Below are 13,695 nucleotides of genomic sequence, written 5' to 3'. Positions count from 1 at the left end.
CCCGGATCATGACTGCGACTGGGGGCGAGAATCATGCCGGGCCTGGCTGGCCAAAGCCCCGATTATCGGGACGTGAAGATAGTAACGGGGCGCGCGCGGCGGTCCGGCCGCCCGCGCGCTGGCTCCCGACGAATGTGTGTGCGGCGCCCTCGGGCGCCGTCGTTTTTGTCAGACGCAAAGGTTTGCGTTACCTAATAGAAGCGAGCCTCGATAAACGCATCCCTTCCATCGAATCCGGTATCCGACCCCTAATCGGACTTCCGGCCGGACCGGGCTTCCCGTCCGTCCGACGCCGCGCTACGATGCGCTCGCACGCCGTTGAAACGGCGTTCATCCCCTCCCTTCGAGCCAGGCAATTCTTGCCGCCAGCGCCGCTCCCGCACCCCGACGCGCGCCCCGATATTCCCTTTCAACCAGTCATGTTACTGTCACGCCAGTTTCATCGATTGTCACATTACCGTCATGAGCAGCCCCTAACCTTCGCGGTGCCGTAGTCATCCGCTCACACACTGGAGGTCTCATGAAATTGATGCAAACCGCGATTGCCGGCCTGGCTGGCGCGCTTTTCGCCGTCGCCGCTCAAGCTGCCGACATCACGGGCGCAGGCAGCACGTTCGCGATGCCGATCTATACGAAATGGGCTGCCGACTACCAGCAGTCCGGCGGCGCGAAGGTCAACTACCAAGGCATCGGCTCGTCGGGCGGCCTGAAGCAGATCAACGCGAAGACGGTCGATTTTGCCGGTTCGGACGCGCCGCTGAAGGACGAAGATCTCGCGAAGGAAGGCCTGTTCCAGTTCCCGACGGTGGTCGGCGGCGTGGTGCCGGTCGTCAACGTGCCGGGCGTGAAGGCCGGCGAACTGACGCTGTCGGGCCCGGTGCTCGGCGACATCTACCTCGGCAAGATCAAGAAGTGGAACGACCCGGCGATCGCCGCGCTGAACCCGAAGGTCAAGCTGCCGGATACGGACATCGCCGTGGTCCGCCGCGCCGACGGCTCGGGCACGAGCTTCATCTGGACGAACTACCTGTCGAAGGTCAACGACGAGTGGAAGTCGAAGATCGGCGAAGGCACGACGGTCAACTGGCCGACGGGCACGGGCGGCAAGGGCAACGACGGCGTCGCGGCCTTCGTGCAGCGCCTGCCGGGCGCGATCGGCTACGTCGAGTGGGCGTACGCGAAGAAGAACAACATGACCTACACTGCGCTGAAGAATTCGACGGGCACGGTGGTCGAGCCGAAGACGGAAACGTTCAAGGCCGCTGCAGCCGGCGCGAACTGGTCGAAGTCGTTCTACCAGATCCTGACGAACCAGCCGGGCAAGGACGCGTGGCCGGTCGTCGGCGCGACGTTCGTGCTGCTGCACGCGAAGCAGGACAAGCCGGAGCAGGGCGCGGAAACGCTGAAGTTCTTCAGCTGGGCGTTCAAGAACGGCGAGAAGGCGGCGGACAGCCTCGACTACATCTCGCTGCCGCCGGCAGTGGAAGCGGAAATCCGCAAGCAGTGGAAGGTCAAGGTGACGGACGCGTCGGGCAAGCCGGTCGCCGCCGAGTAAGCATTGCAGCGGTTCGCTGCCCGGCCGTGCCGGTCGGGCAGTGTGTGCGGTAAAGCCGGGCGTCACGGCGCCCGGCGATCAAAAGCAGGCACCCATGTCTGATATTTCATACCCGTCCTCCCGATCGCCCGACCGTGCGCAGCAGCGCGCGCCGAGCCGTCTCGGGGATGTCCTGTTCGGCGGCCTTGCGCGGCTCGCCGCGATAGTGACCCTGCTGCTGCTCGGCGGGATCATCATTTCCCTGATCATTGCGTCGCTGCCGACCATCCAGAAGTTCGGCCTCGGCTTCCTGTGGCAATCCGAGTGGGATCCCAACTCGGACATCTACGGCGCACTCGTGCCGATCTACGGCACGATCGTGACGTCGATCATTGCACTCGTCATCGCGGTGCCGGTCAGTTTCGGCATCGCGCTGTTCCTCACCGAGCTCGCGCCCGTGTGGCTGCGCCGTCCGCTCGGCATCGCGATCGAGCTGCTCGCCGCGATTCCGTCGATCGTGTACGGCATGTGGGGGCTGCTCGTGTTCGCGCCGATCTTCGCCGAATACTTCCAGAAGCCCATCGGCCGGCTGCTCAAGGACGTGTGGGTGCTCGGCCCGCTGACGTCCGGCGCGCCGATCGGCATCGGCATCCTCGCGGCCGGCGTGATTCTCGCGATCATGATCATCCCGTACATCGCGTCGGTGATGCGCGACGTGTTCGAGGTCACGCCGGTGCTGCTGAAGGAATCGGCATACGGGATCGGCTGCACGACCTGGGAAGTGATGTGGAAGGTCGTGCTGCCCTATACGAAGACCGGCGTGATCGGCGGCGTGATGCTCGGCCTCGGCCGCGCGCTCGGCGAAACGATGGCCGTGACCTTCGTGATCGGCAACACGAACCTGCTCGACAGCGTGTCGCTGTTCGCGCCGGGCAACAGCATCACGTCGGCGCTCGCGAACGAATTCGCGGAAGCGCAGCCGGGCCTGCACACGTCCGCGCTGATGGAGCTCGGCCTGATCCTGTTCGTGATCACGTTCATCGTGCTGTCCATCTCCAAACTGCTGCTGCTTCGTCTCGAGAAGGGAGAGGGCAAGAAATGAGCGAGCCCATCATGAATTTCCCGGGGCCGAGCGGCGCCGCGCTCGACGCGATGCGCAACCGCCTGCAGCGCAAGCGCAAGGTCGTCAACGCGATCGCGCTCACCGCGTCGCTCGGCGCGATGGCCTTCGGCCTGCTGTGGCTCGTGTGGATTCTCTACACGACGGTGCACCTCGGCGTCGGCGGCCTGTCGCTGCAACTGTTCACCGAATCGACGCCGGCGCCGAACACGGAAGGCGGCGGTCTCGCGAACGCGATCGTCGGCAGCCTGCTGCTGTGCGGCTTCGGCACGCTGGTCGGCACGCCGATCGGCATCCTCGCGGGCGTCTATCTCGCCGAATACGGGCAGAAGAACCTGCTGGCGAGCACGATCCGCTTCATCAACGACATCCTGCTGTCCGCGCCGTCGATCGTGATCGGCCTGTTCGTGTACGCGATCGTCGTCGCGAAGTCGGGGCGCTTCTCCGGTTGGGCCGGCGTGATCGCGCTGGCGCTGCTGCAGATCCCGATCGTGATCCGCACGACCGAGAACATGCTGAAGCTCGTGCCGAACGCGCTGCGCGAAGCGGCCGTCGCGCTCGGCACGCCGAAGTGGCGCATGGTGCTGAAGATCACGCTGCGCGCGTCGGTCGGCGGGATCGTGACGGGCGTGCTGCTCGCGGTCGCGCGGATCGCCGGCGAAACGGCGCCGCTGCTGTTTACCGCGCTGTCGAACCAGTTCTTCTCGGTCGACATGAGCCAGCCGATGGCGAACCTGCCGGTCACGATCTACAAGTTCGCGATGAGCCCGTTCGCGGAATGGCAGTCGCTCGCATGGGCGGGCGTGTTCCTGATTACGCTCGGGGTGCTCGGACTGAACGTCCTGGCGCGCTCGATCTTCTCGAAAAAGTAACGGCGGAGCAATCCGATGAATATGGCAGAAAGCCACCTGAATCCCGTCGAGCGCACCGCTGCGCCCGCCGGCACGCAAGACGCGGCGCACGGCCGTCCGCTCGCGCCGCTGAACGCGAAGATCGAGGTCAACAACCTCAATTTCTTCTACAACAAGTTCCACGCGCTGAAGAACATCAACCTGCGCATTCCCGAAGGGAAGGTGACGGCGTTCATCGGCCCGTCGGGCTGCGGCAAGTCGACGCTGCTGCGCACGTTCAACAAGATGTTCGCGCTCTATCCGGAGCAGCGCGCCGAAGGCGAAATCCTGATGGACGGCGAGAACCTGCTGACGACGAAGCGCGACATCTCGCTGCTGCGCGCGCGGATCGGCATGGTGTTCCAGAAGCCGACCCCGTTCCCGATGTCGATCTACGACAACATCGCGTTCGGCGTGAAGATGTTCGAAAGGCTCACGCGCTCGGAAATGGACGACCGTGTCGAGTGGGCGCTCACGAAGGCCGCGCTGTGGAACGAAGTGAAGGACAAGCTGGGCCAGAGCGGCTACGGGCTGTCGGGCGGCCAGCAGCAGCGTCTGTGCATCGCGCGCGGCATCGCGATCCGTCCGGAAGTGCTGCTGCTCGACGAACCGTGCTCGGCGCTCGACCCGATCTCGACGGGCCGCATCGAAGAGCTGATCGCGGAGCTGAAGAGCGACTACACGGTCGTGATCGTCACGCACAACATGCAGCAGGCCGCACGCTGCTCGGATTACACGGCCTACATGTACCTGGGCGAGCTGATCGAGTTCGGCGACACCGAAAAGATCTTCATCAAGCCGGTGCGCAAGGAAACGGAAGACTACATCACCGGCCGCTTCGGCTGATGACGGAGAACAACAACCATGTCGGATAAACATCTGTCGAGCCAGTTCGACGCGGACCTGAATGCCGTGTCGTCGAAAGTGCTGGAAATGGGCGGACTCGTCGAATCGCAGATCGTCGGCGCGATGCGCGCGCTGAACGAGTTCGATCGCGATACGGCCGAGAAGGTGATCGCGGCCGAGGAAACGCTGAACGCGATGGAAGTGGACATCGACCAGGAATGCGGCAACATCATCGCGCGGAGGCAGCCTGCCGCGCGCGACCTGCGTCTTTTGATGTCGATTTCGAAAACGATTACGAACCTCGAGCGCGCCGGCGACGAAGCCGAGAAGATCGCCAAGCGTGTGCGCCGCCTGGTCGACGAGCCGGCCGCACGCGCGGTCAACATCGCCGAGATCAAGGTGTCGGGCGAGATGGCCGTGACGATCCTGCGCCGCGCGCTCGACGCGTTCGCGCGCCTCGACACGGTGGCTGCCGCGCAGATCGTCAAGGACGACAAGGAAATCGACATGGAATTCCGCGCGTTCGTGCGCAAGCTCGTGTCGTACATGCAGGAAGATCCGCGCACGATCTCGGTGGGCCTCGATTATCTCTTCATCGCGAAGGCGATCGAACGGATCGGCGACCACGCGAAGAACATCGCCGAATTCATCATCTACATCGTGAAGGGCACCGACGTGCGGCACCAGCCGCGCGACACGCTCGATCGCGAAGCCAACAGTTAATCGACTCCATAGGAAGAACAGAGGTGCCGATGCCCAGCAACATTCTCGTCGTTGAAGATGAGCCCGCGATTTCCGAACTGATCTCGGTGAATCTCCAGCACGCCGGTCACTGCCCGATCCGCGCGTACAACGCCGAACAGGCGCAGAACCTGATCAGCGACGTGCTGCCCGATCTCGTGCTGCTCGACTGGATGCTGCCGGGCAAGTCCGGCATCGCGTTCGCGCGCGACCTGCGCAACAACGAACGGACCAAGCACATCCCGATCATCATGCTCACCGCGCGCGGCGACGAGCAGGACAAGGTGCTCGGCCTCGAAATCGGCGCGGACGACTACGTGACGAAGCCGTTCTCGCCGAAGGAACTGATGGCGCGCATCAAGGCGGTGCTGCGCCGCCGCGCGCCGCAGCTGACCGAGGACGTCGTGTCGATCAACGGGCTGCGCCTCGACCCGGCCACGCATCGCGTCGCCGCACACGGGGACGGCAGCGAGATCAAGCTCGATCTCGGCCCGACCGAGTTTCGCCTGCTGCATTTCTTCATGACGCATCCGGAGCGCGTGCACAGCCGCACGCAACTGCTCGACCAGGTGTGGGGCGACCACGTGTTCGTCGAGGAGCGCACCGTCGACGTGCACATCAAACGATTGCGCGCGGCCTTGAAACCGGCCGGCTGCGATGCGATGATCGAAACCGTGCGCGGCAGCGGCTACCGCCTCGCCAAGCACGCGTAACGTATTCGGGCATGCCGCGTGCCGCGGCTGCCGCTCCTTCTTTCGGACGCTGAATCATGAACATCATCTGGGCGCGCTTCCTGGTGTCGCTCGTGCTGCTCGTGCTGATCGGCGTGCTGGTCGGCGTGTTCGCCGGCCCGACCGCGGGCCTTGTGTTCGTGGTCGTGATGCTGGTCGCGCAGGGCTTTTTCAGCACCTTCCATACGCAGCGTCTGTGGCGCCTGCTCGATGCGCCCGTCTACGGCGAAGTGCCGAGCGCGCCGGGCATCTGGGGCGAGATCTACTATCGGCTGCACAAGCTCGCGAAGCAGTGGCATGCGCAGGTGCGACAGGTCGAGCAGCAGCATTCGCGTTTCATCCAGGCGATCCAGGCCTCGCCGAACGGCGTCGCGATGCTCGACGACCACGACCAGATCGAGTGGTGCAACGCGATCGCCGAAGTCCATTTCGGCCTCGATGCGAAGCGCGACCTGCGCCAGCACATCACGAACCTGGTGCGTCATCCCGATTTCGTCCGCTACCTCAATGCGCAGCATTACGAGGACACGCTGCTGATGCGCGGCATGGGCGACTCGCGGCAGAACGTGCTGGCCGTGCAGGTGTTTCCGTACGGCGAGAACCGCAAGCTGCTGCTCACGCAGGACATCACCGAGCTCGAGCGCACCGACGCGATGCGGCGCGACTTCGTCGCGAACGTGTCGCACGAGCTGAAGACGCCGCTCACCGTGCTGTCGGGCTTCCTCGAGACGATGCGCGAGCTGCCGCTGAACGAGGAGGACCGCGCGCGCTATCTCGACATGATGGAGCAGCAGGCGTCGCGGATGCGGCACATCGTGACCGACCTGCTGGTGCTCGCGAAGCTGGAAGGCGAGAGCAAGCCGCCGGTCGATCACGCGATCGACATGCGTGCGGTGTTCGACCATCTGAAGGAAGATGCGCACACGCTGTCGAACGGGCATCACGACATCGCGTTCTCGATCGACGAGACGCTCGGCGTCACCGGTGCGCAGACGGAGTTGTTCAGCGCGTTCGCGAATCTCGTCACGAACGCGATCCGCTATACGCCGGACGGCGGCAAGATCGTCGTGTCGTGGCGGCGCGAGGGCGCACAGGGCGTGTTTTCCGTCACGGACAGCGGCTTCGGGATTCCGGCCGCCGATCTGCCACGGCTCACCGAGCGCTTCTACCGTGTCGATCGCAGCCGGTCGCGCGACACCGGCGGCACGGGCCTCGGGCTCGCGATCGTCAAGCACGTGCTGCAGCGGCACGATGCGCATCTGTACGTGCAGAGCGAGGAAGGGCGCGGCAGTACGTTCACCGCGCGGTTCCCGGGCTCGCGCATCATCGCGATCCGGCCGGCCGCTTACGAAGCATGATCGCGTAGCGGTTCGGTGTTCGAAAAAAAAGCAGCCCGCGGGCTGCTTTTTTCATCGCGATGCGGTACGTCGCCCGCATCGCACCGACGGCTCACGAACAGAACTTCGCGAGCAGCCCGAGTTGCGCGTTGCGGATCGTCTTGCCCGCGCGACGACGGCGATAATGGCCGTCGCTGTGCATCTGCCACGCCGACTGGTTGTCGCCGAGGCACACCGACAGCCCTTCGGCGATCACGCGCCGCTTGAGCTTGCGCTCGCGGATCGGGAACGCGACTTCGACCCGGCGGAACAGGTTGCGGTCCATCCAGTCGGCGCTCGACAGATAGACGTCCTCGGCGCCGCCCGCGTGGAAATAGTAGATTCGGTGATGTTCGAGGAAGCGGCCGACGATCGAGCGCACCGTGATGTTGTCCGACAGCCCCGGCACGCCGGGCTTCAGCGCGCAGACGCCGCGCACGATCAGGTCGACCTTGACGCCGGCCTGCGACGCTTCGTACAGCGCGGCGATCACCGACGGCTCCAGCAGCGCGTTCATTTTCGCGACGATGCGCGCGCGCTTGCCGGCCTGCGCATTGTCGATCTCCGCGCGGATCGAATCGATGATGCGCGGATGCAGCGTGAACGGCGACTGCCACAGCTCGTGCAGCGTCAGTTCGCCGCCGATGCCGGTCAGTTGCTGGAACACGTGATGCACGTCCTCGCAGATCTTCTGGTCGGCCGTCATCAGTCCGAAGTCGGTGTAGAGGCGCGCGGTGCGCGGATGGTAGTTGCCGGTGCCGAGGTGCACGTAGCGGCGCAGCGCAGCCTTGCCCGCCTGCACGACGCGCCGCACGATCAGCATCATCTTCGCGTGGCACTTGTGGCCGACCACGCCGTACACGACATGCGCGCCGACGGCTTCGAGCTGCGACGCCCAGTTGATGTTGGTTTCCTCGTCGAAGCGCGCGAGCAGCTCGACGACGACGGTTACTTCCTTGCCGTTGCGCGCGGCTTCCATCAGCGCGTCCATCAGCGGCGAGTCGGTGCCGGTGCGGTAGATCGTCTGTTTGATCGCGACGACGCTCGGGTCTTTCGCGGCCTGCTGCAGCAGTTCGAGCACGGGCTGGAAGCTCTCGTACGGGTGGTGCAGCAGGATGTCGCCGGCGTCGATCGCGTCGAACATCGTCGGCGCGTTGGCGATGGCCGCCGGCGTCGACGCGGTGAACGGCGCGAACTTCAGGTCGGGGCGATCGACGAGATCGGGAATCTGCATCAGCCGCACGAGGTTCACGGAGCCGGCCACGCGATAGCAGTCCTTGTCGCCGAGTTCGCTTTCCTCGAGCAGACGCCGCACGATGTGCAGCGGCGTGTCGGCCGACACTTCGAGGCGTACCGCGTTGCCGAGGTGGCGCGCGGGCAACTCGCCCTGCAGCGCGACACGCAGGTTGGTGATTTCGTCTTCGTCGACGAACAGCTCGCTGTTGCGCGTGATGCGGAACTGGTTGCAGCTCTTCACGACGAGTTGCGGGAAGAGTTCGCCGACGAAGCGCTGCATGAACGAGCTCAACAGCACGAAGCCGTGCTCGAAACCCGACAGCGCATGCGGCATGCGCACCACGCGCGGCAGTGCACGCGGCGCCTGCACGATCCCCATCACGGCCTGGCGGCCGAACGCGTCGCGGCCTTCGAGCTCGACGACGAAGTTCAGGCTCTTGTTCAGCACGCGCGGGAATGGGTGGGCCGGATCGAGGCCGATCGGCGTCAGCACGGGCAGCAGTTCGTCGAGGAAGTAGCGTCGCGCCCATTCGAGCTGCTCGTCGTTCCACGTGTCGCTCGCATGGAAGTAGATGCCTTCCTGTTCGAGCGCCGGCAGCACGGTTTCGTGCAGCATCGTGTACTGTCGATGCACGAGCCGCTGCGCGCGTTCGACGACGAGATCGTACGCGTGCTGCAACGACATGCCGTCGGGCGTCAGCGCGCCGGGGTTGTCGCGGATCTGCTCCTGCAGGCCGGCCATCCGGACTTCGAAGAATTCGTCGAGGTTGCTGCTGGTGATGCAGATGAAGCGCAGGCGCTCGAGCAACGGGACTTGCGGGTCGGCCGCCTGGGCCAGCACGCGCTCGTTGAAACCGAGGATGCCGAGTTCACGATTGAGAAGCGGGTAACGGACGGACATCGGCAGAGTAGGGGATGATTCAGGCGATGATTCGAAAGGACGCTCGGAAACTCTCACGGTACGATGACGTGCTGATGACAATCATGGTTTTATATCGGGAAATTCTACGCCCGAACCCTTTCGTCGCATAAATGTTTCGGCTATATGGAATGAAGCAGTGTGCATGCCCGTGAAGCGTGGCAACGGCAAGCGTTCCACGCTTAAAATGTCGCCTTTGATTGATCGCCCGCGGTTGCCGGCACGGCTGCCGCGAAAGAACGCGCACGGAGCCCCCTTCTGATGGTTACAACTCCCCACTTGCTGGCTGCCGTGGATCTCGGCTCGAACAGCTTCCGGCTGATCGTCGGGCGCGTCGAGGAAACGCCGGCGGGCAGCCAGATCTATCCCGTCGACGCGCTGCGCGAGCCGGTTCGGCTGGCGGCGGGGCTGTCGAGCGACAAGATGCTCGATCGCGCGTCGCAGGAGCGTGGCTGGGAGGCGCTCAAGCGGTTCGGCGAGCGCCTGCGCGACTTCCATCCCGATCATGTGCGCGCGGTGGCGACCAACACGCTGCGCGTCGCGAAGAACGCCCCCGAATTCCTCGGCGAGGCCGAGGCGGCGCTCGGGTTCCCGATCGAAGTGATCGCGGGCCGCGAAGAGGCGCGCCTCATCTATGCGGGCGCCGCGCACTCGGTGCCGGCGAGCGCCGGCAAGCGGCTCGTTGTCGACATCGGCGGCGGCTCGACCGAATTCATCATCGGCTCGCACTACACGCCGATCGTGATGGAGAGCCTCTATATCGGCTGCGTGAGCCATAGCCGCACCTTCTTCCCGGCCGGCAACGTCGACGAATACACGATGCGGCAGGCCGAGCTCGCGGCCAAGCGCGAGATCCAGATCATTTCGAGCGAATACAAGAAGGCCGGCTGGGACCAGGCGATCGGTTCGTCCGGCACCGCGCGCGCGCTCGCGGAGCTCGTCGAGGCGAACGGCTTCAACGATCCGGGCATCACGCACGGCATTTCGCGCGGCGGCCTCGAGCGGTTGAAGCGTGCGCTGATCAAGTCGGAGAACGTCAACCGGCTGAAGCTGATCGCGCTGAAGCCCGACCGCGTGCCGGTGCTCGCGGGCGGCCTCGCGATCATGCTGGCGGTGTTCGAGGAGCTGGGTGTCGACTACGTCGATACGACCGACGGCGCGCTGCGCCTCGGCGTGCTGTACGACTTGCTCGGCCGGACGCAGCACGAGGACATGCGCGCGGTGACCGTCGAGGGTTTCACGCGCCGCTACGGCGTCGATCGTGCGCAGGCCGGGCGGATCGGCGCGCTCGCGGTGCGTTTCTACGACGAGCTCGAGGAAGACGACGAGGAAGCGCGCGAGGAAGGGCGGATGTTTCTCGGCTGGGCGGCCGCGTTGCACGAAATCGGCCTGTCGATCTCGCACAGCGCGTATCACAAGCATTCGGCCTATATCGCGAGCAACGCGGACATGCCGGGTTTCTCGCGCACCGACCAGGCGCGGCTCGCCGCGCTCGTGCTCGGCCATGCGGGCAAGCTCGGCAAGCTGTCGCAGGCGCGCGAGGTCGAGTGGCCGCTGCTGTTCTGCCTGCGGCTCGCGGCGCTACTGTGCCGGCGCCGGACCGATGCGGGGCTGCCCGATATTTCCGTTTCGCAGATGAAGAAGGGCGGGTACGAGGTGCGTCTGCCGAGCGCCTGGGTCGAGCAGAACCCGCTGACCGACTACAGCCTCAGTCAGGAGGCGGCGGAGTGGGAGAAGGTCGGTATCCCGTATCGCGTGGTTTATACCGGCGCGTGACAGGGCGATAGCGGGGCCGGGAGGGTGACTCGGGCCCGGCGGATACTTCGATGGTGGCACTCGCTAGGCGTCGCCCCCCGTACGATCGTCAGCGGCCGCGCAGCGCGGGTGCTGACGGTCCGCTCAATCCGACGAGCAGACAATCGCGGTCAGGAACGGGAACGCCTGTTTGACGGTTGCGTCGCTGCCGGCCTTGCGCACGGCTTCCTCGACCGCGCTCTTCGTGCCGCGCACGACGACACCGTACGCCCAGTCGCCGATCGGCTTGCCGTCGCCCGGACGGAAGATCGGGTCGCTCGCCTGGTAGCCGAGCACGACGTAGACGCCGAAGCCGTACGCCGTCAGCGCGCGGTTCGTGCGGAACGCATTGACCGAATTCGATTCGACGTGCATCGGCTCCGACTGGATGTCGCCGGCCGCGAGCAGCGGCGCGACGAACTTGTGGCCGGTCGAATGGCAATCGAGCGCGTCGTCGAGCGCTTTCGCCGACGCAGGGCCGGCGGTGGCGAGCACGAGCAGCGACGCGCAGAGGGCTGGCTTGAGAATGTTGTTTTTCATGCGCGGTTGCAGGTTGTTCACACGTATTATCGCGTGTTCCAGCAAGTTCCGTGCGCGAGGTGGGAGATGCGCAGGCGTGGCGGGTGGTTCGTGGTTGGCTGCATTGCAGCTAGCCGTGAAAACGAGTGGGCGATTCAAGGGCTCGTAAAAATCACCCGTAAACGGAAAAGGGGTTACACGCTTTTGGCATGTAACCCCTTGATTCCTTGGTCGGAGCGATAGGATTCGAACCTACGACCCTCTGATCCCAAATCACTTCTCGTGTGGTCCGGATTGGTCCCGTAACGTCCGCGACAAACAAAAAATCCGTTTAATTTCAATATGATCAGCGGTTTTGATGTTCGATTTTGTCCCGTTAAGCGCGGTGGAATTCGAGCGAAATCCGGTAACATGGCGGTAACGTAACGACGATAGATCACCGGGGCATGGGTAAGCTTACAGTTAGGGCAATAGAGTCGGCAAAAGGAAAGGATAGGGCGTACTGTCTTTCGGACGGCGATGGTCTACGGGTTCGCGTCGCAACGGACGGTACGAAGAGCTGGCAGGTCAAGTACACGGTCGACGGCAAGGAAACAACCGTAACGCTGCCCCGTCGCTACGGGTCAAATACTGATGCCGCTTACCTGTCACTTGCTGATGCAAGGCATGAAGCCGCTGCCATTCGCGCTCTGGCGCGGAGTGGCGTCGATCATCAGCAGAAAGTTAGAGACGATCTCGAAGCGCACCGCCTCCAACGCGAGCAAGAGCAGTCGGAAGCCAAAACCGTGCAAGATTTGTACGACGCATGGTTTCCAACAATCGCCACGAAACGCGGCAAGCGCGGACGAAAAGACGGTGGCAGTGAGATTGCCCGAACGTTCGAAAAATTCGTCCTCGGCGAAATTGGCGGTAGACCACTGGTCCAGTTGTACGCGACAGACGTGCGGCCGATCCTTACGCGAATCTCGGATCGCGGCGCGAACAGACAGGCCACGGCTTTACTCGTTGACCTGAAGCAGATGTTTCGCTGGGGCGATCAGAATCAGCCGTGGAAGCGCCTCCTGGCAAGTAGCGACATTTTGGCTATCCGCGCCGAAGACATCGTGAGCGGTGGCTACGACCCGGTGCGCGACAACGAGCGTGACCGAGTGTTGAGCGAGGCCGAAATCCGTAAGCTTGCCCAAATTATTCCGAACGCCGAACTATCGCTCGTGATCCGGGCAGCGATCTGGATAATGTTGTCTACAGGGACACGTGTGGGAGAAACCGTTGCCGCCTGCTGGAAGCAGGTCGACCTCGATAACAAATCGTGGTTCATCCCTGCCGAAAACGCGAAGTCTGGCGTTGCGCACAATGTGCGAATGTCCGATTTCACGCGTTCACATTTTGCTGCGTTGTGGAATTGGCGGGGAAGGCTTCCGGAAGAACTGCGCAGCGAATTTGTATTTCCGTCGAGCCGGAACCACCGTGCTGCGCTGAACAACCAGACTGTCGGGAAAGCGTTGGCAGATCGGCAGCGCCCGAATCGTAGGCCGTTGCCTGGCCGAACCGAGCAGACGAATGCATTGCTGCTCGAAGGCGGGCAATGGAAGTGCCACGATTTGCGGCGAACCTGCGGAACGTTGATGCAGAGTCTCGGCATCGCGGAGAGTATCGTGCATCGATGCCTCAACCACGCCCGGGCGGACAAACTTGATCGTGTCTATTTGCAGCACGACTATGCCGATGAAATGGCGCATGCGTGGGACGTCTTGGGACAGCACCTTGAAGCGCTAACTGAGCGCGCCACGGCTTCGGCATAGTGCCCCAATTCTAATTCGAATCCTGATCAACACAACATATGGCGGTCGGGTTCTGGCAGGATTGCCCGTACCCGAAAAATGATACAGTCCTAAATCTGCCTAACGCGGTCGTCCGTGGATACGACCGATGTTGAGAACCCTGCAGTTTGGGAATCGGGTCGGGCAAAGTATTCCAGGCCTCGGAAGC

General features: G+C 63.8%; 11 protein-coding genes. 9 read left to right on the top strand and 2 right to left on the bottom strand.

Features of this window, described 5'->3' with window-relative positions:
* Positions 1-520: 520 nt before the first annotated feature.
* The 7 genes from pstS (at position 521) to phoR (ending at position 7,220) form a co-directional block, all read left to right on the top strand.
* Positions 521-1,555, top strand: coding sequence for a phosphate ABC transporter substrate-binding protein PstS (pstS, locus tag HWX76_RS34020; RefSeq protein WP_176016995.1), 1,035 nt, complete (start codon positions 521-523; stop codon positions 1,553-1,555).
* A gap of 94 nt (positions 1,556-1,649) precedes the next feature.
* Positions 1,650-2,636 (top strand): phosphate ABC transporter permease PstC, encoded by a 987-nt coding sequence (pstC, locus tag HWX76_RS34015; RefSeq protein ID WP_050015217.1) that lies wholly within the window; start codon positions 1,650-1,652, stop codon positions 2,634-2,636.
* Positions 2,633-3,526 (top strand): phosphate ABC transporter permease PstA, encoded by an 894-nt coding sequence (pstA, locus tag HWX76_RS34010; protein ID WP_050015219.1) that lies wholly within the window; start codon positions 2,633-2,635, stop codon positions 3,524-3,526. Before pstC ends, pstA begins: the two co-directional genes overlap by 4 nt.
* Before the next feature lie 15 nt (positions 3,527-3,541).
* Complete coding sequence (pstB, locus tag HWX76_RS34005) at positions 3,542-4,390, top strand: phosphate ABC transporter ATP-binding protein PstB (protein WP_124630005.1); 849 nt, start codon at positions 3,542-3,544, stop codon at positions 4,388-4,390.
* Between the two features lie 18 nt (positions 4,391-4,408).
* Positions 4,409-5,113 carry a phosphate signaling complex protein PhoU gene (gene phoU, locus HWX76_RS34000; RefSeq protein ID WP_006476334.1) on the top strand — a complete coding sequence of 235 codons (705 nt, stop codon included), beginning with the start codon at positions 4,409-4,411 and terminating at the stop codon, positions 5,111-5,113.
* A gap of 29 nt (positions 5,114-5,142) precedes the next feature.
* A complete protein-coding gene (gene phoB, locus HWX76_RS33995; RefSeq protein ID WP_006750313.1) occupies positions 5,143-5,844 on the top strand; it encodes a phosphate regulon transcriptional regulator PhoB in 702 nt (233 codons plus the stop codon).
* A 56-nt stretch (positions 5,845-5,900) separates the two neighbouring features.
* Entirely contained in the window at positions 5,901-7,220 is a 1,320-nt protein-coding gene (gene phoR, locus HWX76_RS33990; protein WP_124557400.1) for a phosphate regulon sensor histidine kinase PhoR, read from the top strand.
* Between the two features lie 91 nt (positions 7,221-7,311).
* Here phoR and ppk1 read toward each other — a convergent pair whose 3' ends face one another.
* Positions 7,312-9,375 carry a polyphosphate kinase 1 gene (gene ppk1 / locus HWX76_RS33985; RefSeq protein ID WP_176016994.1) on the bottom strand — a complete coding sequence of 688 codons (2,064 nt, stop codon included), beginning with the start codon at positions 9,373-9,375 and terminating at the stop codon, positions 7,312-7,314.
* A 279-nt stretch (positions 9,376-9,654) separates the two neighbouring features.
* Here ppk1 and ppx point away from each other — a divergent pair, with 279 nt between their 5' ends.
* Positions 9,655-11,169: an exopolyphosphatase gene (ppx, locus tag HWX76_RS33980; protein ID WP_050015227.1), complete on the top strand. Its 1,515-nt coding sequence runs from the start codon at positions 9,655-9,657 to the stop codon at positions 11,167-11,169.
* Between the two features lie 123 nt (positions 11,170-11,292).
* Here the strand turns inward: ppx and HWX76_RS33975 are convergent, their stop codons facing one another.
* The gene (locus HWX76_RS33975) at positions 11,293-11,727 is read right to left on the bottom strand and encodes a hypothetical protein (RefSeq protein WP_050015246.1); all 435 of its coding nucleotides are present in this window, start codon (positions 11,725-11,727) and stop codon (positions 11,293-11,295) included.
* Between the two features lie 425 nt (positions 11,728-12,152).
* Here HWX76_RS33975 and HWX76_RS33970 point away from each other — a divergent pair, with 425 nt between their 5' ends.
* Positions 12,153-13,508, top strand: a complete 1,356-nt coding sequence (locus HWX76_RS33970) for a site-specific integrase (RefSeq protein ID WP_176016993.1) — start codon at positions 12,153-12,155, stop codon at positions 13,506-13,508.
* Positions 13,509-13,695: the final 187 nt, after the last annotated feature.

The organism is Burkholderia sp. BCC0398, assembly GCF_902833245.1.
Taxonomy (GTDB): domain Bacteria; phylum Pseudomonadota; class Gammaproteobacteria; order Burkholderiales; family Burkholderiaceae; genus Burkholderia; species Burkholderia sola.
This window is presented reverse-complemented; position numbering and strand designations above follow the sequence as displayed.